This window comes from Bradyrhizobium sp. ORS 278, assembly GCF_000026145.1.
Classification (GTDB): domain Bacteria; phylum Pseudomonadota; class Alphaproteobacteria; order Rhizobiales; family Xanthobacteraceae; genus Bradyrhizobium.
Window position 1 is genome coordinate 3,695,209 of sequence record NC_009445.1, and the last position, 24,102, is coordinate 3,719,310.

A 24,102-nucleotide genomic window follows, 5' to 3' on the forward strand; every position below is an offset into this window, starting at 1 on the left:
ATTGAAGCGCTCGAACGCTGTGACGGCCTACTGCCCTCCACCGAATCGACGCGACCACCAGCCGGCCCGGCGCGGGGCGGCAGGCGGCTCTGAAGACGACTCGGTCGCAACCGGCTCGGGCGCTGGGCTCGGTACGGCCGGAGCCGGGCTGCTCTCGGCGACGTTCACAGCCGTCGCAACGCTGTCGGGCTTCGGCTCGGTGACGAAGCTGACCTTTTCGCGCACCGTGGAGCGTCGCGGGGTCTTCTCTGAATCCGCCTTGGGAGCTTCGGGCTCCTGAGCCGGAACTTCAGCGGCTGGGGCAGGGGCCTGCGGCGCCGCCGCGGTCGCAACGGTCTCCTCGGCCTCGGTCACAGCGACGGCATGCGTCAGAGTCGCAGGCTGGGCCGGCTCATCGTGATGATGAATGTTGCCATTGCCGTCGAAGTCGGCCACCGCGGCTTCAGCCTCAGACACCGAGGCCGGCGCGAGATCGTCACCGATCGAACCGGCGAGACCCTCGTCCGCGCCACCACGCCGGCGGCGGCCGCCGCGGCGGCCGCGACGGCGGGGACGTCGCTCGCCGCCGGCCTGATCATTCTGCTCGCCCTGAGCGAAGGCCGGCTGCTCTTCCGACTCTTCATCCTCGGCCTCGCCGTCCTCGACGGACTGCTCGGCAGCCGAGCCCGATTCGGCTGCCGATGACGAGACTGCGCCTTCCGGCAGTGCGCCCTCGCGGGCCTCTCCGCCACGGCCGCGACGACGCCGGCGGCGCTTGCGGCGCGGACCATCACGGTCGCCGTCGCCGGACGCGGCATCGGCAGCCTCCTCGGACAGGCCCTCGGTCTCTTCAGTCTCGACCTCGGACTCGATCTCGACGTCGAAAGCTTCCTCGTCGTCGTAGATCTCCTCGGCCACCAGCGGCGGCGCGGAGGCCTGCGCCGCGAGCAGCGCCTTGGCCGCCTCGAGGGTGTGAACCTGCTCGCCGCGGTCGATGATGAAGGATTGCTGCCCGCTCACATTCGGATCGGCGATGACGGCCAGCGACACCTTGAAGCTGTTCTCGAGGTCGCGCAGGTGGCCGCGCTTGTGGTTGAGCACGTAGAGTGCCACCTCGGTGCGGGTGCGGACCACGAGATTGTGGGTCGCGCCCTTCATCAGCGCCTCTTCGAGGCTGCGCAGAAGCTGCAGCGCGACTGACGAGACGGAACGGACATGGCCGCTGCCGCCGCAATGCGCGCAGGGCTCGGTCGAGCTCTCCAGCACGCTGGCGCGAATGCGCTGGCGCGACATTTCGAGCAGACCGAAATGCGAGATGCGGCCGACCTGGATGCGGGCACGGTCCTGCCGCAGGCAGTCCGACAGCTTGCGTTCGACGGAGCGGTTGTTCCGCTTCTCGTCCATGTCGATGAAGTCGATGACGATCAGTCCGGCGAGGTCGCGCAGACGGAGCTGCCGCGCCACTTCCTCGGCGGCCTCCATGTTGGTCTTGAGCGCGGTGTCCTCGATGTGATGCTCGCGCGTGGCGCGGCCCGAGTTCACGTCGATCGAGACCAGCGCCTCGGTCTGGTTGATGACGATGTAGCCGCCCGAGCGAAGCTGGACCGTCGGCGTGAACATCGCATCGAGCTGGCTCTCCACGCCCATCCGCGAGAACAGCGGCTGGCCGTCACGATATTGCTTCACCGCCCGGACGTTGGTCGGCATCAGCATCTTCATGAAGTCGTGGGCCTCGCGGTAGCCCGCTTCGCCGGCCACCAGAATTTCGTCGATCTCCTTGTTGTAGAGGTCGCGCAGCGAGCGCTTGATCAGCGAGCCCTCTTCGTAGACCAGGGTCGGCGCCTGCGACTTCAGGGTCATGTCGCGGACGGTTTCCCAGAGACGCAGCAGATATTCGAAGTCGCGCTTGATCTCGGGCTTGGTGCGATTGGCGCCGGCGGTGCGAAGGATGACGCCCATGCCCTCGGGCACGTCGAGATCCTGCACCACTTCCTTGAGGCGCGAGCGGTCCTGCGCCGAGGTGATCTTGCGGCTGATGCCGCCGCCGCGGGCGGTGTTCGGCATCAGCACGGCATAACGGCCAGCGAGCGACAGATACGTGGTGAGAGCCGCCCCCTTGTTGCCGCGCTCCTCCTTGACCACCTGCACCAGCATCACCTGCCGGCGCTTGATGACCTCCTGAATTTTGTACTGGCGGCGCGGACGGAAGGTGCGCTCCGGCACCTCCTCGAGCACGTCGTCACCCCCGACGGATTCGACGACCTCTTCCTCGATCTCCTCGTCGTCGTCCTCATGCTCGTCGGAAATCGGATCTGTGCCGTTCTCGTCGCCCGGCACGATCGTTGCACCATCGCCCTCATGCGCGCCGACCGGCGCGATGTCCGCGACATCCTCGTCGTGCTCATGCTCGTCGTGATCGTGCTCGTCATGGACATGGTCATGATGATCGTGGTCATGATCATGCTGGTCATGACCGTGGGTCTCATGATCGTCGTCGGCGTCTCCAGCGGAGGCCGGCGCCTCGGCGGGCGCGTCGCTGATCGGGGCGGCCGCAGTCTCGGCGGCCCGCGCGGCCGGTTGCTCGGCGGCGGCTACGGACTCTGCCGGTGTGGGCACGGCGCCCGCGTCATGATGGTCCTCGGCATGATCATGCGACGACTCGGCCGCACCGTCCTGCGCGTCGGTCGCGTCATCGTGCTCGGCGGCATCGACCGCCGCTTCGGAAAAGCCCTGCGCCACTCCGTGCTCATCGATTTCCGCGTGCGGATGATCCGGATGATCGTCACCGGCGTAAGCGTGATGCTCATGCGCCTCGTGGTCAGCCTCATGGCCTTCGGCGTGAACGGTCTGGCCGCTCTCGGCGGCCTCGACGATCTCGCTCTGCACACGCTCGCCACTGCCGCGGCGGCGCGAACTGCGGTGGCGGTTGCGGCGGCGGTTGGAACGATTCTCGTTCTCTTCCTCGGCCTCGCGGTGGGCGCGCTCTTCGGCCTCGATCAGCGCCTGCCGGTCCGCGACCGGGATCTGGTAGTAGTCAGGATGGATTTCGCTGAAGGCCAGGAAGCCATGGCGATTGCCGCCGTATTCGACGAAGGCGGCCTGCAGCGAAGGTTCGACGCGGGTGACCTTTGCCAGATAGATGTTGCCCCGGAGTTGCTTGCGCTGGGCAGTTTCGAAATCAAATTCCTCGACGCGGTTACCGCGGACGACGACCACCCGGGTCTCTTCCGGGTGGGTAGCATCGATCAACATCTTGTTGGGCATATTGGAACTCTTGGAGGCGACGGACGCGGTTGGCCGCGAGCGCGTGGCGCGCTGTCGGATGACGCGACGGTCCACCTGATTCGGGGGTGAGGGGAAGGCCTAAACGCAGTTGGTCGCGCCGTGCTGCCCCTGGTGCCGGCGGAGCGATTGGCCGGGCGGGGGGCAGGCCCCGCATCGGCGCGGATCGTCCGCTGGTCATGGTTGGCAACTCAGTCTGGCGCATCAAGCGTCGGCCCGTCTGGAATATGTGGGCGGCAGCGAGTGCCGCCTTGTCTCTTGCCGAAGGCCAGATCGCGCCGAGACGCATGCCCTGGGATCAATACCCGTTCCCGCGGGAACGTGGTATCGGGCTACGCCATGTCTGACCTTGGCCAAATTTGACCTCGTGCCCAGGACGGTCTCGGCGAGACGGCGCCTGCGCTAGGCGCACCTCGGCTCGTGACCCGCTCTCCGTCGCAGCCGCGCGGGGATCGCGCAGGCTTGTGGAGCGTCGGAAAGGCGCTGGAACTCCGCGACCAAACGAAACCTCGACAGGAGGGATCCGATCACGGAACTTCCGGCGTTTCACCGGGAGGTTGAACGCGACACAACCGGCAGTAAGGAATAGCCTTCAGCACTTCGTACATACGAGGAATGGTCAGGCGGTGCAAGGGAAGCGTCGCGGAACCGCAACAATCGGTCGCCTTTAACGAAAATGACAAAATTAGGCGGTTAACCCCTGGGATTGGTTGCGGTAAGACCGTCGTGCGGAGGCACGGAATTGGCAACTGGCCGGGCAGGATACCTCTCATTGCTGGGATGCGTGGCGCTCTGCGTCACGCAAATGTTATGTGCGGCGGTCGTCCCGGCCCGGGCACAGAGCGCTCCGGTCGGCCAGGTCCCTCCTGCTGGCGTGGGTCCAGGGTTCCCGATCGCCACGGACGCACGACTTGCGGGGGACGGCCGGCAAACCCGCTTCGTTCTCGACCTGGACAAGACGGTGCCGTTCCGCGCCTTCCTGCTCAGCGATCCGTATCGGGTGGTGGTGGATCTGCCCCAAGTCAGCTTTCATCTGCCGACCGGAGCCGGGACGGCTGGCCGCGGCTTGGTGAAGGCGTTCCGCTACGGGCTGGTCATGCCTGGTGGCTCCCGAATCGTATTCGACCTTACCGGGCCGGCCCGAATCGCGAATTCGACGGTATTGGATGCCGCGAATGGGCAGCCGCCGCGGCTTGTCATCGAGCTCGAGGAGGCTGACGAGGCGACCTTCGCCCGCGCCGTCGGTGCCGACAGCCGTCTGCAGGCCAAGCCGGCTGATTCGAGCGCCGCAACCGCCGCTGCGGGCGCCGCACCGGGCGGCGGCCTGCCGCCGTCGCTCAGGCCGCCGTCGACCACCGTCGCCGTGGCACCGCCGTCTGCCGGTCCTGCCGATTCCCGGCCCGTGGTGGTCATCGACCCCGGACATGGTGGTATCGACTACGGCACCCAGGGCGGCGAGGTTCCGGAGAAGAACCTCGTGCTCGCCTTCGGCCAGGCGCTGCGTGACCGCCTCGAACGGTCCGGCAAATATCGCGTCGTCATGACCCGCGACGACGACACCTTCATTCCACTCGGCGACCGCGTCCGCATCGCCCAGAAGCAGTCGGCGGCCCTGTTCGTGTCGGTCCACGCCGACGCACTGCCGCGCGGCGAGGGCAACGCGCAGGGCGCGACGATCTATACGCTCTCCGACAAGGCCTCCGACGTCGAGGCGGAGCGGCTGGCCGAGGCGGAGAACCGCGCCGACCAGATCGGCGGGGTGAACCTGACCGAGGAGCCTGCCGACGTCGCCGACATCCTGATCGACCTCGCCCGGCGCGAAACGCGCACCTTCTCCAACCGGTTCGCCCGCCTGCTGATGAACGACATGAAGTCCGCTGTCCAAATGCATAAGCGGCCGCTGAAATCCGCCGGTTTCAGGGTGCTCAAGGCCCCCGATGTGCCCTCCGTTCTGGTCGAACTCGGCTATGTCTCGAACAAGGGCGACATGGGGAACCTGGTCTCCGACGCGTGGCGCTCGCGCACAGCGGACGCGATGGCGAAGGCAATCGATGCCTTTCTCGCGAAACGGGTCGCCAATGCCGGTGGCGAGCGGCCCGAGAAGCCTGCCGCACCGCGTGCAAAGCCCTAGTTTGGCCACAGCCCGACCGGTATAACTTCGCTGCGAGGCACCCGGAATCAGGTGAGAGATTCCTTCTCGGCGGAGTTGTGGTAGTCTTTGCCCTCGATAGGCTTGGCCATGCGCGTCTCGGGCATCGGTCACGTGGCATTGCAGCCGACCGCGCGATCCTGGCGGCAGCGTCCGGGCGCTTGGGCGTCCGAGCCGAGAGACGAACAAGAGTTGGAACGGATATTTGCCGATGCGCTTTCTGGTGCGGTTTTTGGGCTTCCTGTTCGCGGCCGGTACCGTTGTGTTCCTCGTCGGCGTTGCGGCGGCAGCGGGCCTGATCTGGCATTTCTCCAAGGATCTTCCCGACTATTCCCAGCTGCAGGATTACGAGCCTCCGGTCATGACACGGGTTCACGCGGCTGACGGCTCCCTGGTCGGCGAATACGCCAGGGAGCGCCGGCTCTATCTGCCGATCCAGGCGGTTCCCAAGCTCGTCATCAACGCCTTCCTCGCCGCCGAGGACAAGAACTTCTATGAGCACGGCGGCATCGATTTCACCGGCATGGCGCGTGCCGCGGTCGTCTACGCCCAGAACTTTGGCTCGAATCGCCGCCCGCAGGGCGCGTCGACGATCACCCAGCAGGTCGCCAAGAACTTCCTTCTGACCAACGAGGTCTCGTTCGCGCGCAAGATCAAGGAAGCGTTGCTGGCGATGCGCATCGAGCGCACCTATTCCAAGGACAAGATCCTCGAGCTGTACCTGAACGAGATCTATCTCGGGTCCGGCGCCTATGGCATCGCGGCGGCGTCGCTGGTGTATTTCGACAAATCGGTCAACGAGCTCACGGTCGCGGAGGCGTCGTATCTCGCCGCGCTCCCGAAGATGCCGGGCAGCCTGCATCCGATCCGCAATCGCGACCGCGCCATCGAGCGCCGCAACTACGTCGTCGACCGTCTGCTGGAGAACGGCTGGATCAAGCAGGCCGACGCCGAGAAGGCGCGCAAGGATCCGCTGACGATCGCGAGCCGCAATACCGGCGCTCACATCTTCGCCGGCGAATACTTCGCCGAGGAGGTGCGCCGCGACATCTTCGAGCGCTATGGCGAGAAGAAGCTTTACGAAGGCGGCCTCTCGGTCCGCACCACGCTCGACCCGAAGATCCAGGTCATGGCGCGTAAGGCAATGGTCGCCGGCCTCGTTCGCTATGACCAGGAGCAGGGCTATCGGGGACCCGTGTCCAAGCTCGACACCTCCGGCGACTGGGGCCTCAAGCTCGCGGAAATCAAATCGCTCTCGGACATCTCGCCGTGGCGGATGGCGGTGGTGCTCGAGACCAGCGACCAGTCCGCCCGCATCGGGTTCCAGCCGCCGCGCGAGCTCGGCGGCGCCGTCAGCAAGGAGCGGCAGACGGGTCTGATCACGCTTGACGGCGTGAAATGGGCGCGCGCGGCGACCGGCAATGGCCGCGGCAAGGTGCCTACGTCGGTCGCCCAGGTGCTGCAGCCGGGCGACGTGATCTACGCCGATCCGCTGTTCAAGGAAGGCAACCCGGTCGAGGGCCAGTATCGTCTCGAGCAGCTGCCCGAGGTGTCCGGCGCGATGGTCGCCATGGACCCCAACACCGGGCGCGTGCTCGCCATGGTCGGCGGCTTCTCGTTCGATCAAAGCCAGTTCAATCGCGCCACGCAGGCCTATCGTCAGCCTGGTTCGTCGTTCAAGCCGATCGTCTACTCCTCGGCGCTCGACAATGGCTACACGCCCTCGACCCAGGTCGTCGACGCGCCGATCGAGATCGACCAGGGGCAGGGTGGCCAGGTCTGGCGTCCTGACAACTTCTCCAACGGCAAGTATCTCGGACCCACGACCCTGCGCAACGCGCTGCGGCTGTCGCTGAACACGGTGACGGTGCGCCTCGCGCAGGACGTCGGCATGCCCTTGATCTCGGAATATGCGCGCCGCTTCGGCGTCTATGACGAACTGCCGAATTATCTCTCCTACGCGCTCGGTGCCGGCGAGACCACGGCCATGCGCATGGTCACGGCGTACTCGATGATTGCCAATGGCGGCCGCCGGGTGAAGCCGACCCTGATCGACCGTATCCAGGACCGCTACGGCCACACCATCTTCAAGCACGATGCCCGCGAGTGCCGCGGCTGCGACGCGCCGGACGGCTGGAAGAACCAGAGCGAGCCGCAACTGGTCGACCGCCGTGAGCAGGTGCTGGATACGATGACGGCCTACCAGATCACCTCGATGCTCGAGGGCGTGGTTCAGGCCGGCACGGCGACCGTGCTCAAGGAGGTCGGCAAGCCGATCGCCGGCAAGACGGGAACCACCAACGAGGCCAAGGACGCCTGGTTCGTCGGCTTCTCGCCTGACCTCGCGGTCGCGATCTACATGGGCTACGACAAGCCGCGTCCGCTCGGCAAAGGCAACGCCGCGACCGGTGGCCATCTTGCTGCGCCGATCGCCAAGGACTTCATGAAGCTCGCACTGGCCGACAAGCCGGCGACCCCGTTCAAGATCCCGGCCGGCATCAAGCTGGTACGAGTCGACGCCAAGACCGGCATGCGCGCAGGGCCTGGCGATTCGGGCCGGACCATCATGGAGGCGTTCAAGCCGGGCACGGCGCCGCCGGACAACTACTCGGTGATCGGCGTAGCGGATGCCGATGGGCGGATGATGCCGCCGCAGAACGGCGGTCAGCCCGACTCCGGCAACTTCATCATTCGTCCGGGCACCGGCAGCCTGTACTAGGCCCCGTGAAACTCCGGACGATGCGGTGCATGGCGATTGCGCTTTGCACCGCGCGCCGCTACATCCCCAGCGAGACATGACCGCCGCGGCGAGTTCGGCTGCGGCCCGAAGAGAGCGACATGCGCGCCGAGATCGAAAAAATCGTAGAAGAGATAAAGCAGTCGGTCGGGCTGCTGAGGAGGCATCTTTGACGTCGAGACATCGACGGCAAGGCTGGCCGAGCTGAACAAGCTCGCTGAAGATCCCAATCTCTGGAACGACCCCCAGAAGGCGCAACGGCTGATGCAGGAGCGGACCTCGCTGGAGGATTCGCTGACCGGCATTGGCAAGGTCGAGCGTGAGCTCAGCGACAACATCGAGATGATCGAGCTCGGCGAGGCCGAGAACGACGCCGGTGTGGTCGCGGAGGCCGAGAACGCGCTCAAGGAGCTGAAGAAGGAGGTCGCCCGGCGCGAGCTCGAGGCTCTGCTGTCCGGCGAGGCCGACAAGTTCGACACCTATCTCGAGGTTCACGCCGGGGCCGGTGGCACCGAGAGCCAGGACTGGGCCTCGATGCTGCTGCGCATGTACACGCGCTGGGCCGAGACTCACGGCTTCAAGGTCGAGTATCTCGAAGAGTCGCTTGGCGAAGAGGCCGGCATCAAGTCGGCGACCATCCAGATCTCCGGCCACAATGCCTATGGCTGGCTGAAGACGGAAGCCGGCGTGCATCGCCTGGTGCGAATCTCGCCGTTCGATTCGAACGCACGCCGCCACACCTCGTTCTCGTCGGTGCAGATCTTCCCGGTCATCGACGACTCGATCAAGATCGACATCAAGGAGTCCGACGTCCGCGTCGATACCATGCGGTCGGGCGGCGCCGGCGGTCAGCACGTCAACAAGACCGAATCGGCGGTGCGTCTGACGCATATCCCGACCGGTGTCGCGGTGGTCTGCCAGGCCGGCCGCTCGCAGCACAAGAACCGTGCCCAGGCCTGGGACATGTTGCGTGCGCGCCTCTACGAGATCGAGCTGAAGAAGCGCGAGGAGAAGGCGGCCGCGGACCAGGCCGCCAAGACCGAGATCGGCTGGGGCCACCAGATCCGCTCCTATGTGCTGCAGCCCTATCAGATGGTGAAGGACCTGCGCACGGGCGTGCAGACCTCCGACACTTCGGGCGTGCTCAACGGCGATCTCGACGAGTTCATGGCGGCCACGCTGGCCCAGCGCGCCTTCGGCACCTCGCCGGGAGCCGTGATCGAGGATGTGGACTAGCCGGTGGCGCGCGTCGCGTTCATCGGACTCGGCCGCATGGGCCATGGCATGGCCGGACGCTATCTCGACGCCGGCCATGCGGTCGCGGTCTGGAATCGCAGCAAGGCCAAGGCCGAGGATCTGCTCGCCCGCGGCGCGCGCTGGTCGACCTCGCCGGCGGACGCGGCGATCGATGCCGACACCGTCGTCACCATGGTCGCCGACGACGAGGCCTCGCGTGCGGTGTGGCTCGGGCCCGACGGCGCGGCAGCGACGATGCGGGTCGGTACGATCGCGATCGAGTGTTCGACCGTGTCGCGTGATCACGCGCTGCGGCTCTCGCGCGAGCTGAATGCACGCGGCGTCATCTATCTGGATTGCCCGGTGACGGGGCTTCCGGATGCGGCCGCGAGCGGCAAGCTGACCTTGCTGGTCGGCGCCGACCCCGCCGATCTCGACCGCGCACGGCCTTATCTGACGCCGATCGGTTCGACCATCCGACATTTCGGGCCGGTGGGTGCGGGCACGGTCTACAAGCTCATCAACAACCTGCTGGGCGCCATGCAGATCGCTGGGCTCGCCGAAGGGCTGGCGATCGCCGAGCAGGCCGGGCTCGACATGGCCCTCGTGCTGGAGGCGATCCAGGGCGGCGTCGCGGCAAGTCCGCAGGTTCTTCGGCACGCGCCGCGCATGATCGCGCGCAACTTCGCCGATGCAAGCTTCACCGCCGCTCTGCGCCAGAAGGATGCGGCTTACGCCTTGCGGCTGGCCGAGGAGCTTCTGGGCGAACGTCCCATCATGGCGCAAGCCGCTGTCGATGCCTATGCGCGCGCGAAAGCGGCGATGCCCGACGAGGACGAGGGCCGCATGATCGAACTGGTCTCGCGGCCGAAGGCCTGAGGTCCTATTCTCCGTCTCGACCGTTGCTGCCATGCGTCCAACTCGGCGTATGCCGGCTGAATCACTTCGTGCCGAACATCCGGTCTCCCGCGTCGCCGAGGCCAGGGACGATATAGGCGTGGTCGTTCAGCTTCTCGTCGATCGCGGCGGTCCAGATCGGGATGTCCGGATGCTCGGCGCTGAAGCTCGCGATGCCCTCTGGCGCGGCCAGCAGGCAGACGAAGCGGATGTCGCGGGCGCCGCGTGCCTTGAGAAGTTCGGCTGCGGCACAGGCGGAATTGCCGGTCGCCAGCATCGGGTCCATCAAAATCACGGTGCGATCGGTCAGATCCTGGGGCGCCTTGAAATAATACTCCACGGCCTGCAGCGTGTTGGGGTCACGGTACAGGCCGATATGGGCGATGCGCGCCGACGGCATCAGCGCCAGCATCCCGTCCAAGAATCCCACTCCGGCGCGCAGGATCGGCGCGAGCGTGAGCTTCTTGCCGGCGATCTTTGGCGCCTTCATCGCCGCGATCGGCGTTTGGATGTCGACGAGCTCGATCGGCAGGTCGCGCGTGACCTCGTAGGCCAGCAGCATGCCGATCTCGTTGAGCAACTCGCGGAAGCCCTTGGTGGAGCGGTCGCGCTCGCGCATCAAGGTGAGCTTGTGCTGCACCAGCGGATGATCGACGACGTGGACGTGGTTGTTTGTCATGGTGTTGCGGTCTGTCGGGATGTTTCGGGGTGATGGATCGGGCAGCTGCGCATCATGGCAGCACCTCGCGACGGTCCGCGAGCAGCGCTTCGGCCTGTCTGCGGCGCTCCGACAACAGGCCGGCGCTGGCGTCCTGGATCAGATTGAGCAGCACCTGCGCGTCGCTGAGCCTGGGCACCGTCACGTAGTCCGCGCCGGCATCGTAGAGGTCGTTGACGTCGGCGAGCAGATCGGCGGTGGCGACGATCTTGGCTGACGCGTTGATGCTGCGGACGTGTCGCACCAGCTTTTCGTTGTTGGCGCCCTTGAGCAGTGAATCCGGAATGCTGAGGATGATCAGCTCGGCCTGGCCGACCCCGGCATGTACCAGCGTATCGACATTGCTGATGTCCCCGTAGGTCACCTGGAGGCCGCGGTCCGACAAGGTGCGGAACACGACCGGATTGAAATCGACCACGCCGATCTGGTCCAGCAGCGCCGGCTGGGTGCGCTCGATTTCGCTGAGCAGGGCGCTCGCCGTGCGAAAGAAACCGAGCAGCACGATCGGCCGCCCGGCGCCATGACCACCGCCCTCATGGCCGGCCTCGCCCTCCTTGGCGTCATCGAGGTCGTGCAGGCCCACGCGCTTCAGAAGCGGGATCGTCCGGCGCACGATCGGATCGGAGCGCACGATGACGAAGGTCGAGGCGACCGCCAGCAGCACGAAGGCGAAGGAGGCCGCGCTCGACGTGCCGGCCTTCAGATGTCCCGCGGCGGCGCCGGTCTGGATCACCACCAGCGAGAACTCGCTGATCTGGGCGAGGTTGAGCGCCGGCAGCAGGCTCGCGCGCAGGCCCTGCCGCATTATGTAGAGCGGCGTGAAGGCGGTGACGAGCCGGCTCGCCACCGTGAAAAGCGCGATCACCAGCGCCAGACCCACCACCGACATCGTCGGGATCGGGATGGTCATGCCGAGCGCGACGAAGAACAGCGTGATGAAGAAATCGCGCAAAGTGGTGACCTTGGCGGTGACGTCGAGCGCGTAGGGGAAGGTCGACAGCGACACGCCGGCGATCAATGATCCCATCTCGCGCGACAGATGCAGCCGCTCGGCGATCTCGCCGATCAGAAAGCACCAGGCGAGCGCGCCGAGCAGGATCAGCTCCGGGGTGCGGGCGATGCGGTGGAACACCGGCGGCAGCACGTAGCGGCTGAGCAGCAGCGCGATCGCGACCAGCGCGCCGGCGCGCGCGAACGACAGCAGGATCACCCCGAAATGCAGATCGTCGAGGCTCGGCTGCACCGCCAGGAACAGGATCGCGAACACGTCCTGCAGCACCAGCACGCCCAGAGTGATACGGCCGGGCAGGGTGTCGAGCTCGCGTTTCTCGTACAGCACCTTCACGATGATGACCGTCGAGGACAGCGCGCAGGCGACGCAGAGATACAGCGCGTCGTAGCTCTCCGCGCCCATCCGCATGCCGATCGCGACGAAGAACAGGATGCCCAGCGCCGCGCCGCCGAGCAGTTGGACGCCGCCGGCGATCAGGATCACCGGGCCGGCGCGGATGATTTTTTTCAGGTCGATCTCCAGCCCGATCATGAACAGCATGAAGATCAGGCCGAGCTCGGAGATCACCGAGATCGATTCCTGGGACTTGACCCAGCCGGTGCCAAAGGGGCCAATGGCGAAGCCCGCGACCAGATATGCGAGAATCGAGGGCTGGCGCCATTTGTGTGCCGCCAGTCCAAGCACCCACGCAAACAGGATGCAGAGCGTGATGTCGCCGATCAGTTCATGCATGAAGCAACCCCCGAGGGGGCAACTTATGTCGCGCCGCCGCACATGGAAACCCGCAATGTGTCACATCGCCGCTGTGGCCCTGGCGCTGTGCGCCACGGCCGGCGAGATGCGGGCGGCCGACGGCGTGACCGCGACATTCGCGAGCTCGCTGACCGCGGTTCCGGCGGAGACGCCCACCGTCACGGGCGCGGTCTATGTCCCCGTCTATTCCAGCGTCACGATGGCGCCGGGCCGGGTTCAGGCCGACTTCTCCGTCACGCTGAGCATCCACAATGCCTCTGAGCGGCAGCCGCTGATCCTCCGGCGCATCAACTATTACGACACGGCCGGCGCGCTGGTCGAAGCCCATCTGTCCGCGCCAGTCGCGCTGAAGCCGTTCGCGACCATCGAGATCTTCGTGCCGACCAAGGACACCCGCGGCGGCACCGGCGCCAATTTCGTCATCGACTGGGCGGCGACCGGGGAGATCGCCGAGCCCGTCGTCGAGGCGCTGATGGTCGGCGGCATCGGCGCAGGCCATTACGCCTTCATCTCCCAGGGCCGGCCGATCCGGCCGAGCGGCGGCCGGCCGTAGCGGACGATCGCGACAAGCGACGATGCGCATGCGGCACGTCGTGTCGACACCATTGAGCGCCCCCTCCGCGATCAGACGAGCGCATCAGTTCGGGCGGTGATAGCCGCCATGATCGAACGCGCACGCTGTCACTGCCGCAGCGCCAGGGCGCCCGGATTATGGCGGAAATCTCGCACCCTCCTCACGAGGGCGCGGGGAATGCCGGGTGAAGGCCTCACCCATGGCCCGCCTGCAGACAAAAAAGCAGGCGGCAGTCACCACAGGTTCAGCCGATCGACCCGGCATTCCCCGCGCGGCTGGTTTTAACGGCTTATACGCGATCTCCCCGGGGACCGGCTTTCTTGCCCCCGTCATCCGCGCCGTGCGTCAGCTCCGGCGACGGACTTGGCCTCAGCGTCGGGAGGTCAGGACCACGCGATTTCACCGTCCGCAGCAGCCATGCCCGTCGTGCACCAGCGCCGCGTCCACCGCATCCCGCCCCAACGTCCGTGACGACGCGTACGCCCCTCGCAACGAGGCAGGATGCGCGCATCATACATGAATTCTGGAAAATCGAAAGAGAAAATATGGTCCGCCTCGGTCTCGTCGAGGTGCTGGTCGAGCTCCGGCGTGCGGTGTCGCTCAAGCCCGAGCGGCCCGCGTGGCCTCGGTTGAGCGAGCGATGGCGTTCCGCCCTGCATGATGCTATGAGCAAAGGGAGATTCCTGCTGACGGAGCCGTCGTCTCCGCGCCTCGCGCTTGCCCAGGGACGGATCACCGATGACCATCGGAACCAGCGGACGATTGATCTGGGGAGGCGGCGCCGTCGCGGCGGTCGTGGTCGCCGGGCTTGTCGTCGCTTTTGCGCAGGGTTTTGGACTCGATCTGTCGATCTTCAAGCACGGGCGGATGTCCGCGAGCCAGAACGGCGCGACTGGAGCGGGCCCTGCAACGGCCGGTGCCTCGCCGTCGTCCGCTGCGCCGCAAGGCGTCTCGGCAGAGGAGCAGAACAAGACAGACAAGAGCGCTGCGACGCAGGCCGCATCCGCGCTGGCCAACGCGCAGCAGCAGGCCAGTGGGCTGGCTGCACTGCTGGCGCCGGTGACGCCGCCGGCGACCCAGAGCGAGGAGCCGTCGTTCGATGTGGTCAGCGTGGAGCCGTCTGGCGACACCGTCGTCGCCGGCCGCGCGGCGCCGGGGGCCACCGTCGAGCTTTTGCGCAACGGCGAGCCGCATGCCCGGGTTGTGGCCGATCGCGCAGGGCAGTTCTCCATGGTGCCGCCGCCGCTGCCGCCCGGGACGTTCGAGCTGACCTTGCGGGCCAAGCAGCCGGACGGCCGTGAGCTGTCATCCAAGCAGAGCGTGGCCGTGGTGGTCGAGGCCGGCAAGCGGCCGGCGACCGTCGCGGTGATCGCGCCGGACCAGGCGACGCGCGTGCTGTCGAAGCCGGCTGCGCCGCTCGCCGTGGCGGTGGAGGCCGTCGATTTCGAGCCGAACGGCAATCTGCGTGTCAGTGGCCGCGCCAGGCCGGGCGCGACCGTCCGGATCTATCTGAACGATCGCCTCGTCAGCACGGCAACCGCCGGTACCGATGGCCGCGTCGCGACCGTCATCAAGGACGCTACCTGGTCCGGCAAGGACCGGCTGCGGCTCGACGAGGTCGACGCCAAGACCGGCGCCGTTCAGGCGCGCGCCGAGGTGCCGTTGAACGTACCGGAGACGCTCACCACCGCCTCACTGCCGGCTGGCTCCGGCCAGGGACAGGGAAGCGGCGCTCCGGGTGCGCGGACCCAGCTCGCGGCGGCTTCGCCGGCCGACCTCAAGGACATGGCCACGTCGCCGGCCCGCAACGGCGCCAGGACGATCACCGTGTCGCGCGGCGACAGCCTGTGGCACATCAGCCGCCGCCTGCTCGGCGAGGGCACGCGCTACGCCGTCATCTACCAGGCCAACCGCGAACAGATCCGTCGGCCGGACCTGATCTACCCGGGCCAGGTGTTCGTGCTGCCGGGCAAGCGCTGACCGCGATCGAGGCGATCTAGGCGAGCAGCTCGCTCGCCAGCTCGCCCAGCCGCTCCACGCTGCGCTCGATGCGGGCGTCCCAGTCGTGGCTGCAGCTCAGCCGTAGGCAGTTGCGATAGCCTGAAGTCGCGGTGAACAGGCCGCCGGGCACAAAGCAGATGCGCTCGCCGATGGCGCGCTGATAGAGCGCGTCGGAATTGAATGGCGCCGGCAGTTCCAGCCACAGCACGAACCCGCCCTTCGGGTCGGTCATCCGCGTCTCTTTCGGGAAGCTGCGGTCGACGGTGCGGCGCATGCGGTCGATGTTGTCGGCGAAAGCCTTGCGGATGCGCCGCAGATGCGCGTCGTAGCCGCCAGACTTCAAGAAATCCGCCATCGCCTTCTGCGGCAGCGCCGCGCCGCTCAGCGACAGCGCGAATTTCGCGGCGAGGATCTCATCGTGGCGGCGGTTGGCCGCGAGCCAGCCGATGCGATAGCCGGGCGCGATCGTCTTCGAGAACGAGCTGCATAGGATTATGTCGGCCTTCGGGGCGATCGCTGCGAACGGGCGCGGCCGGTCGTCGCCAGAGCTGATGTCACCGTAGATATCGTCCTCGATCAGCGGCACGCCGTGGCGTGTGAGCACGCGGATGATCGCGGCCTTGCTTGCATCTTCGGTGCGCGTGCCCAGCGGATTGTTGAAGCTCGAGGCGAGCAGGCAGGCGGCGACGCGACGCGCGCCGAGCGCCTTGTCGAGCGCGGCGACGTCGATGCCGCGGACTGGATCGGTCGGCAGCTCCAGCGCGCGCAGGCCGCGGGCTTCGAGCACCTGGAGCAGGCCGAAATAGGTCGGGGATTCGATCGCCACGGCGTCGCCGGGCTTGGCCGTGACGCTCAGCGCGATGTTGAGCGCCTCGGTGCAGCCGTTGGTGATGAGCACGCCCTCGGGCGGCACGGCGTGGCCGAGGCGCAGGGCGCGCACAGAGATCTGCGCGCGCAGCTCGGCGTCGCCATGCGGATCGGCATAGATGTTGTAGTGGCGGCCGTGGACGCGGGCGCAGCGGGCGAGGTGCCGGTCGAGCCGCTCGGCGGCGAGCAGGCCGGCGCTCGGGATCGCGCAGCCGAGCGGCGCATAGGACGGATCTCCGGCATAGGAGAGCACGCTGAACACGGGATTGGAGACGGCCACCGCGTTGGCGCGCCGCGGCGGTTGCGACGTGGTCGGCAGCGCGCGCTGCCGGTGGGTTCGCTGGGTAATGTAGAAGCCAGATTTCGGCCGCGCCGCCAGCACGCCGCGATCCTCGAGCAGGCGATAGGCCTGCAGCGCCGTCGTCAGGCTGACGCCATGCTGGGCGGCGAAGGCGCGCACCGACGGCGCGCGCATGCCCGGACGCAGGACATCGTCGTCGATCAGGGCCGCGAGGCGGTCGGCGAGCGCTTCGTAGAGCGGCGGAGACGGGGTGCGCTGATCCATACAGATCATCCAATCGCAGATCTGTACTGGTAGCAATCGCGCATTTCTGTATCTGTCAGCGCCGATCCCCAGAGCGGTAGCTTGAACGTGTCATTTGGAGCTTCGCCATGCCGCACGTGCCCAGCCGCTTCCCGCACAACGACATCATCAGCCTGACCACCCAGCCGGTCTGCTACGATCTCGCCGAGAGCATTGGTCCGGATCTCAGGCTCGGCGGGCTGCTCACAGACAGCGACGCATTGCAGGAACTCGTGCTGAGCTACGGTCCGACTGAAGGCCACGCCGAGCTGCGCGAACTGATCGCGGCCCGGCATGGGGTCGGGGCTGACGATGTCATCACCACCGTGGGCGGCATGCAGGCGCTGTTCCTGATCGCCTTCGTTCTCGGCGAGCCGGGCGCGGAGGCCGTCATTGGACGTCCTGCATTTCCCAATGCGCGCAACGTCCTCGCATCGGTGGGCTTGCGCGTCATCGACCTGATGCTGCACTTCGACGACGGCTATCGTCTCGATACCGGCCGCCTGCGATCGCTGCTGAGCGCGCGCACGCGGCTGGTCAGCCTGGCCTCACCGCAGAACCCATCCGGCGTCGCGCTGTCCGATGCGGAGCTGCGTGACGTGCTCGCGGCCATGGACGAGATCTGTCCCGAGGCGTTCCTGCTGATCGACGAGACCTATCGCGAGGCCGTCCATGGCGACGCCGCGCCGCGGCCGAGCCTGGTGGGCCGTGATCGTCGCATCATCAGCTGTGCATCGTTCTCGAAATGTCATGGCGCGCCGGGCATCCGCACCGGATGGGTGATCACCCGCGACCCGGCGCTGCGCGCGCAGCTCGTGCTCGGCAAGTTCAACACGACGATCTCGAACTCGGTCGTCGACGAGGCGATCGCGCTGCGAATTCTGCGCGAGCTGGACACGATCATGCGCGACCGGCGCGGTCATCTCGCTGCGTGCCTGGCGCGCACCGCCGCGTTCGTAGCCGACAATGGCAAACTGATTGAATGGATCAGGCCGGAGGCCGGCGCGCTGTGTTGCGTCAGACTCAGGCGCGAGATGTTCGACGAGGCGGCCGTGGCTCGCTTCCATCGCGAGCTGAGCGTGCGTGAGACGCGCGTTGCGCCAGGATCGTGGTTCGGCGACGAGGCGCGGGTGTTCCGGCTCGGTTTTGGCGTGCTGGCGTTGCCCGAGCTCGACGAAGCGCTGCAGCGTGTGGCGCAGACGTTGACGTCGGCGTCGATGATGACGGTCTAGCTCCGTCATGTCGAGCGAAGCAATCCAGGGCTGCGAAAGCCACTCCGGATTGCTTCGTCGCTGCGCGCCTTGCAATGACGAGCGAGACCGAGTCCCTGACCTCGCGCGATTGCGCTACGATGCCGGCACGCATTGTCTCACGAGGTGTCCATGCACGATCTCACCCGCTGCGTTCAGCATCCCGCCGTGTCGCATGACGGCTTCAAGTCGCTCGCCGTTCCCACCTATCGCGCCTCGACGATCGTCTATGACGATCCGCAGGATTTTGCCAGGCGCGCCGGGCGCGGCCTCGACGGCTACACCTATGGCCTGCATGGCACGCCGACGACGCGCACCCTCGAGGCGCAGATCACGGCGCTGCATGCCGGCGAGCGCACCGTGCTGGTGCCGTCCGGACAGGCTGCAGTCGCAATCACGATGCTCGCGGTGCTGAAGCCGGGCGACACGGTGCTGATCCCCGATCATGTCTATCCGCCGGTGCGGCATCTCTGCACGAACTATCTCGCCTCGCGCGGCATCGCCCATCGCGTCTATGATCCGCTGATCGGCGCGGGGATCGCTGACCTCATCGATGCCAATACGAAGCTGGTCTGGATGGAGTCGCCGGGCTCGGGCACGATGGAGGTGCAGGACGTGCCGGCGATCGCGCAGGCCGCGAAGGTGCGCGGCGTGCTCACCGGCTGCGACAACACCTGGGCGAGCCCGCTTTTGTTCAAGCCGCTGGCGCATGGCGTCGACTTCGCGGTGGAGGCGCTGACCAAATATGTCGGCGGTCATTCCGACCTGCTGCTCGGCTCGATCACGGTCAAGGAGCTCGGCCTGCGCAAGGCGCTGAAGGATGTGCTGGGCGTGCTCGGCATCGGCGTCTCGCCGGACGAGGCGGCGCTGGCGCTGCGCGGCATCGAGACCATGGGCGTGCGCATGGCGCATTCCGGTCGCGTCGCGCGCGACTTTGCCGAGCGGCTGCAGGCCGCGCCCGCGGTGGCGCGGGTGCTGCATCCGGCGCTGCCGTCCTGTCCCGGCCACGAGATCTTCGCGCGCGATTTCAAGGCCGCGAGCACCGTGTTCAGCCTCGTCATCAAGCCGGAGTTCGCGCCGCGGATCTATCCCGCGCTTGGCCAGCTCAGGCTGTTCGCGATCGGCGCCTCCTGGGGCGGCACGCACAGCCTGATCGCGCCGATGGACGTGGTCGCCGATCGCACCGTTCGGCCGTGGAATCCGGCGGAAGGATTGGTGCGCCTGAGCATCGGTCTCGAGGAGCCCGGCGAGCTGTGGGAGGACCTGTCGCGATTCCTCGATGCACTCGAAGGAGCGACGTCCGTGAGCGGCTAGCGTTGTGGCCGGCCTGCATCACATCCTCACTCCTGAGGACTGTCCGGAGTCCTCCGGTCTCGCCGCGAGCCCGCCGTAATGGTGTTTGGACAGCGCCGATGATGTGGCTCGATTCGCGCGCTGTCGGCATTACCAAGGGACGGGACCGACGCATGATTTCGAACGGCAAGCCGATGATCCAGGTCATCCTTGGTGTCGCGGGCTTCGCCGTCTCAGCCGCCGCCTTCGTCTTCGTTCTCGGTCCGATCACCAATCGCGATCCCGCGATTTCGGGCCGCGACAAGATCGCCACGAGCGAGCCCGTGAAGATGCCTGCTGGAGTCGACAACGCCGGCCCAAGCCTGACGGAAGCACAGCGTTCGCTCCCTTGGGAGCAGCGTGCAGGTCCCCTCACCACGATCCAGCAGCAGGCCGATGGTCTCGCCGACGTGCTGGGCTCGCTCGCGCCGCCCTCGGCCGCAGACACCGATCTGCCGGCTTTCGACGTGGTCAATGTCGATCCGTCGGGGGAGGCCGTCGTGGCCGGGCGCGCGGCGCCGGGTGCGCGTGTGGAGCTGCTGCGCGATGGCGAGGTGCTTGACCGCGTGGTCGCCGATCAGGCCGGGCAGTTCGCCATGGTGCCTTCACGGCTTCCGGCGGGGAGCTACGATCTGACGCTGCGCTCGAAGCTCGCCGACGGCCGCGAGGTCACGTCAAAGCAAAGCGTTGCCGTGAAGGTCGAAGCCAGCCGGCCGGCGACCGTGGCGATGGTCGCGCCGGACGAACTCACAAGGGGGCTCTCCAAGCCCGCGGCGACCCCGCAGGCGCTGGCGGTCGACGCGGTGGATCATGAGGCGAACGGCGTTCTGCACATCAACGGCCGAGCCCGCCCTGGCGCCACCGTGAGAGTGTATCGCAACGACCGCCTGGTCTCCTCGACGGTCGCGGGGGCCGACGGACGCCTCAGCATCACGATCGGCGAGGGCGTCAGCCGGGCGGGCGATGACCGCATCAGGCTCGACGAGGTCGATGCGATATCGGGCTCCGTCCAGGCGCGCGCCGAAGTGGCGCTGAGCCTGCCCGACGACACGCCGACGACGGCATCGGTGGCTTCAAGTGCGACCGCGACGGCCAACGTTGGCCCGACCTCTCAGCCGGCGCTGCTCGCGGCCGCGGGGGATCCGCGCGAAGCCATCGTGCCCTCAGCCAAGACGGATCCGGACAAGATCGATCCGAAGTCAGCGACGGTAACGGTCGTGCGTGGTGACAGCCTGTGGCACATCAGCCGGCGCATGCTCGGCGGCGGCACGCGTTACGCGGTGATCTACAAGGCGAACCGGGCGCAGATCCGCAGTCCCGATCTGATTTATCCGGGTCAGGTCTTCACGATTCCAGAGAAGCCATAGTTGGCGCGCACTCTCGATTCGACAGAGCCACGGACGATTGTCGCTTGTCTTGTGCACGGCTAGGCCGCGGTCTCCCTCGACGTGCTTTCAAGAAAAAAGGTTTCGCGCGCGATCTGCCGGGCGGGCGCTCCGGAATGGTCCGCAAGGATTTCCGTCAGCACTCGCCATATCTGGTCGTCCCGCGAGTCTGCCCCTTGTTTGACGAGACGGCCGTAACTCAGATGCGCCGCTTTCGTCGCGAGATCTCCGAGCGTGCGGCAGGTTTTCGGCAGACGCCCGGGATCGGCCTTCGTCAGGATCAAACCCGCGGCCAGTCCTGCAACCAGCAATGCGATGGCGACTTTGGTCGGCGGCCCTGGGACGGGAATGGAGAAGATCGTCGAGCACACCCCGATCGCGAGCGTCGCCAGCACACCGAAAAACGCCAGCAGCGCGAGGCCGCCACCGATCCGGCCCATGAGGCTCGCGGCGGGGCGGGGCAGTCTCAGGTCGGTTGTCTCCTCGATGGATGTCACGAACGGCTTGGTATAGATGCGTTCGAGCGGCCCCAGGCTCGAGGACGGTGACCGACCGATCCCGACGGCCCCTTCGTTCAGCGCGCGCCGAAGCCGGTAGAAGGCCATCGCGCTTGCGCATTTTCGATCTGCGTCCTGGCGCTGCAGCTTGGCCCGCAGGAGATCGAACATCTGCCCGACGGTGAACATGTCGTGGGCCTCGGCATCCGATATCCGGATGTCGAATGCGCGTTCGATGTCGATCACGACCTCGACCGGATCCAACTCATCATCCAGTCCCAAGGTCTTCAGCACAACGGCACCTCGCGGGCCAAGCTTCAGGACAATGGCGTCGAGAAGCCATTCATTCGTGCTGTCAGCATACCGTCTGGCGGTCAGCGCGCAACAGCTCGGCCGCCGCTGTTCTAGCCGGCGCTCAACCGGATCCCTGCGCGCAAAAACTTCTGCGGGTCGACGGCTTCGCCGTCGATGCGGGTCTCGTAGTGCAGATGCGGGCCGGTCGAGCGGCCAGTCGAGCCGACCTCGCCGACGATGTCGCCGATCTTCACCTGCTGGCCGATCTTGACGTTGATCTCGGAGAGATGGCCGTAGCGCGTGGAGAGGCCGTTGCCGTGATCGACCTCGACCATGCGGCCATAGCCGCCCGACCAGCCGGCGTTCACCACCTTGCCGTTGGCGGTGACGCGCACGGGATCGCCGGTCGCGGCGCGGAAATCGAGGCCGGTGTGCATGGCGGGACGGCCGAGGAACGGATCGGAGCGCACGCCGAAGCCCGAGGTGAACTCGACCTCGCCGATGACCGGCTTGCGATAGGGCACCAGCGCCAGCGTGCGATTCATCTTTTCGACCTGCGCGCGGGTGATGCTGATGCGATAGAGCTGACGCTCGAACGGACCGGATTCGGCGCCGAGCTTGACCGGCACGAATGGGCCGCCCATGCCGCCCTTCGGCGCAGCGGCTTCGAGCTGGCCCATGTCCAGCCCGAGATCGGTGATCACGCCGCGCATCCGGCGCAGCTTGGATTCCAGCGTCTCCTCGGCCGAGGCGAGCATCGCGACCTGGCGCGCCTCGACCTGGTCGAGCGAGCGCGTCAGCCGCGTCAGAACGTTGTCAACGCCGGCGAGCTTGGTGGATGGGCTCGGCTGCACATTGGCCAGAACGGGGCTGCGCGATTCGAGCCGCGCCTCGCGGTCCGGCGGCGCGGTGAAGATGACGGTGTCGCTGATCGGCGACGGCTTCGGTGTCGACGGCGCGGCTGTGGGCTCGATCGTGGCCGGCGCGCGCGCCGGCATGCGGATCGAGCCGGTGATGTCGGGCATGCTGCCGAGCGCGGTGGCGCGGCCTTCGAGCGCGCTCTGGCGTTTCAGGATCTGGTCGAGCTTCTGATCGAACTGCTCCTGATCGAGAAGCTGGCGGCTGGTGGCGCGGTCGACCTTGGCGCGCAGCTCGGCGATGCGATCCTCATAGGCGTATTGCATCTCGGCCTGGCGCGCGATCAGCCGCGTCAGCACGTCATCGCGGAACGCAAAATAGGTCGCGGTCGCCGCCGACCAGATGCCGAGCAGGCTGACGGTGCCGACCACGATCCAGAACACGACCGGGCCGATGCGCACCTGCTTGCCGGCATGCACCAGCGTGTAGTCGCTCTGCGACGCGGCAGCAGACGGAGCTGCGACTGGGTGCGGCGCGGGCGCGCGCCGGTGGTGAGCGTGCCCGCGATCATGAGGATGGTGCTGGGGATATTCGGCGTGATGGCCGGAACGATGAGACATCGGCACTCCCGCGCCGGCTGGAGCTCGTTACGTCCAGCGGCGTCATTTACGGGAGCGATTTGACCCCTGCATGGTTAATTTTCCCCCAACGCCCTGCTGCGCATTCTACAGGTCGCGCGCGGCAGCCAGCACCGCGTCGGCATGGCCGTCGACCTTGACGTTGCGCCAGACCTTGGCGACGCGGCCGTCCGTGCCGATCAGCACGGTGCTCCTGATGATGCCGAGAAACTTGCGGCCGTAGAGCGATTTCTCACCCCAGGCGCCATAGGCCTCCAGCATCTCATGCGTCTCGTCGGAGATCAGCGGCACCGCCAGATCGTGCTTGTCGCGGAAACTGTCCTGCGCCTTGACCGAATCTGCCGACACGCCGAGCACGGCCGTCCCGGCGGCGGCAAAGTCCTTGGTGAGGCGGGTAAAGTCGATCGCCTCCTTGGTGCAGCCGGGCGTGTTGGCCTTGGGATAGAAGAACAGCACGAGCTTCTTGCCGGCATAGTCAGCGAGCGAAACGGTTCCGCCGCCGTCGCGCGGCAGCTTGAAGGCGGGAGCCTTGGCGCCTTCGGCAAGCGCGGTTCCAGCTGGCGCCGCCGGCTTCGAGACCTTGGCCTTGGTCGCCGCAGCCTTGCTGGTCGTCCCCTTGCTGGTCGTACCCTTGCTGGTCGACGCCTTGCTGGTCACGGCCTTTGCGGGCTTCACAGCGGTCTTCTTGACCGCCTTGGCCGTTGCGGGCTTGCTGGTCTTCTTCGCAACGCTCTTGGCGGCGGTGGCGAGGCCGCTTCGGGAGGCATGCCCGTACGACGCCGGATTTGAGGATTTCTTCCGTGATTCCTTTGACATACGCCTTCCTTTCGTCGCTTTCCGCAGTTCAACAATGAAAGTATCCCGGTTCTTGTCCGGTGTCCCGGGATCGATCTGCATCCGTGCTTCGGTGCGTCGCGGCTGATGCCTCTTGCGACACTTATGAAATCACGGGTACCAGCAAGCGTGAGTACCAGTTCCATGACGACTCTCGTACCGTCTCCGGATCAGATGACCCTGCGACATATTTCGATCGGCCCCGCAGCGTCCTCCGTTCACCGGC

16 protein-coding genes are annotated in these 24,102 nt (G+C 66.8%); 9 read left to right on the forward strand and 7 right to left on the reverse strand.

The window, feature by feature from the left end; all coding sequences use genetic code 11:
• Window positions 1–27: 27 nt before the first annotated feature.
• Complete coding sequence (locus BRADO_RS16385) at window positions 28–3,243, reverse strand: ribonuclease E/G (protein WP_011926439.1); 3,216 nt, start codon at window positions 3,241–3,243, stop codon at window positions 28–30.
• 823 nt (window positions 3,244–4,066) lie between these two features.
• Between BRADO_RS16385 and BRADO_RS16390 the strand changes: the two genes are divergently transcribed.
• The 4 genes from BRADO_RS16390 (at window position 4,067) to BRADO_RS16410 (ending at window position 10,262) form a co-directional block, all read left to right on the forward strand.
• Complete coding sequence (locus BRADO_RS16390) at window positions 4,067–5,392, forward strand: N-acetylmuramoyl-L-alanine amidase (RefSeq protein ID WP_050781010.1); 1,326 nt, start codon at window positions 4,067–4,069, stop codon at window positions 5,390–5,392.
• Window positions 5,393–5,621: 229 nt separating this feature from the next.
• The gene (locus BRADO_RS16395; RefSeq protein WP_041756598.1) at window positions 5,622–8,129 is read left to right on the forward strand and encodes a penicillin-binding protein 1A; all 2,508 of its coding nucleotides are present in this window, start codon (window positions 5,622–5,624) and stop codon (window positions 8,127–8,129) included.
• 119 nt (window positions 8,130–8,248) lie between these two features.
• A protein-coding gene (prfB, locus tag BRADO_RS16405; RefSeq protein ID WP_157872573.1) for a peptide chain release factor 2 occupies window positions 8,249–9,383 on the forward strand; the annotation gives its coding sequence in 2 pieces (ribosomal slippage) (window positions 8,249–8,317 and window positions 8,319–9,383; 1,134 coding nt in all).
• 3 nt (window positions 9,384–9,386) lie between these two features.
• Window positions 9,387–10,262 (forward strand): NAD(P)-dependent oxidoreductase, encoded by an 876-nt coding sequence (locus BRADO_RS16410; protein ID WP_011926444.1) that lies wholly within the window; start codon window positions 9,387–9,389, stop codon window positions 10,260–10,262.
• A 61-nt stretch (window positions 10,263–10,323) separates the two neighbouring features.
• Here the strand turns inward: BRADO_RS16410 and upp are convergent, their stop codons facing one another.
• Together upp and BRADO_RS16420 are read right to left on the reverse strand one after the other, a co-directional pair.
• Entirely contained in the window at window positions 10,324–10,959 is a 636-nt protein-coding gene (gene upp, locus BRADO_RS16415) for a uracil phosphoribosyltransferase (RefSeq protein WP_011926445.1), read from the reverse strand.
• Window positions 10,960–11,011: 52 nt separating this feature from the next.
• Complete coding sequence (locus tag BRADO_RS16420) at window positions 11,012–12,742, reverse strand: cation:proton antiporter (protein ID WP_011926446.1); 1,731 nt, start codon at window positions 12,740–12,742, stop codon at window positions 11,012–11,014.
• Window positions 12,743–12,797: 55 nt separating this feature from the next.
• On the opposite strand from BRADO_RS16420, the gene BRADO_RS16425 reads away from it, so the two are divergent.
• Together BRADO_RS16425 and BRADO_RS16430 are read left to right on the forward strand one after the other, a co-directional pair.
• Window positions 12,798–13,316: a DUF3124 domain-containing protein gene (locus BRADO_RS16425; protein ID WP_011926447.1), complete on the forward strand. Its 519-nt coding sequence runs from the start codon at window positions 12,798–12,800 to the stop codon at window positions 13,314–13,316.
• A 759-nt stretch (window positions 13,317–14,075) separates the two neighbouring features.
• Window positions 14,076–15,317: a LysM peptidoglycan-binding domain-containing protein gene (locus BRADO_RS16430; RefSeq protein WP_041756599.1), complete on the forward strand. Its 1,242-nt coding sequence runs from the start codon at window positions 14,076–14,078 to the stop codon at window positions 15,315–15,317.
• Between the two features lie 16 nt (window positions 15,318–15,333).
• On the opposite strand, the gene BRADO_RS16435 is transcribed toward BRADO_RS16430, so the two are convergent.
• Complete coding sequence (locus tag BRADO_RS16435) at window positions 15,334–16,770, reverse strand: PLP-dependent aminotransferase family protein (RefSeq protein ID WP_011926449.1); 1,437 nt, start codon at window positions 16,768–16,770, stop codon at window positions 15,334–15,336.
• Between the two features lie 107 nt (window positions 16,771–16,877).
• Between BRADO_RS16435 and BRADO_RS16440 the strand changes: the two genes are divergently transcribed.
• The 3 genes from BRADO_RS16440 (at window position 16,878) to BRADO_RS16450 (ending at window position 20,737) form a co-directional block, all read left to right on the forward strand.
• A complete protein-coding gene (locus BRADO_RS16440; RefSeq protein ID WP_011926450.1) occupies window positions 16,878–18,020 on the forward strand; it encodes a pyridoxal phosphate-dependent aminotransferase in 1,143 nt (380 codons plus the stop codon).
• A 150-nt stretch (window positions 18,021–18,170) separates the two neighbouring features.
• Window positions 18,171–19,352, forward strand: a complete 1,182-nt coding sequence (locus BRADO_RS16445) for a PLP-dependent aspartate aminotransferase family protein (protein ID WP_011926451.1) — start codon at window positions 18,171–18,173, stop codon at window positions 19,350–19,352.
• 101 nt (window positions 19,353–19,453) lie between these two features.
• Complete coding sequence (locus BRADO_RS16450) at window positions 19,454–20,737, forward strand: LysM peptidoglycan-binding domain-containing protein (protein ID WP_011926452.1); 1,284 nt, start codon at window positions 19,454–19,456, stop codon at window positions 20,735–20,737.
• Between the two features lie 59 nt (window positions 20,738–20,796).
• Here the strand turns inward: BRADO_RS16450 and BRADO_RS16455 are convergent, their stop codons facing one another.
• The 3 genes from BRADO_RS16455 to BRADO_RS34090 all read right to left on the reverse strand — a co-directional run bounded on the left by BRADO_RS16455 (window position 20,797) and on the right by BRADO_RS34090 (window position 23,858).
• Window positions 20,797–21,546: a hypothetical protein gene (locus tag BRADO_RS16455; protein ID WP_011926453.1), complete on the reverse strand. Its 750-nt coding sequence runs from the start codon at window positions 21,544–21,546 to the stop codon at window positions 20,797–20,799.
• 110 nt (window positions 21,547–21,656) lie between these two features.
• Entirely contained in the window at window positions 21,657–23,024 is a 1,368-nt protein-coding gene (locus BRADO_RS16460) for a M23 family metallopeptidase (RefSeq protein ID WP_173363504.1), read from the reverse strand.
• A 105-nt stretch (window positions 23,025–23,129) separates the two neighbouring features.
• Entirely contained in the window at window positions 23,130–23,858 is a 729-nt protein-coding gene (locus BRADO_RS34090) for a peroxiredoxin (protein ID WP_011926455.1), read from the reverse strand.
• Between the last annotated feature and the right edge of the window lie 244 nt (window positions 23,859–24,102).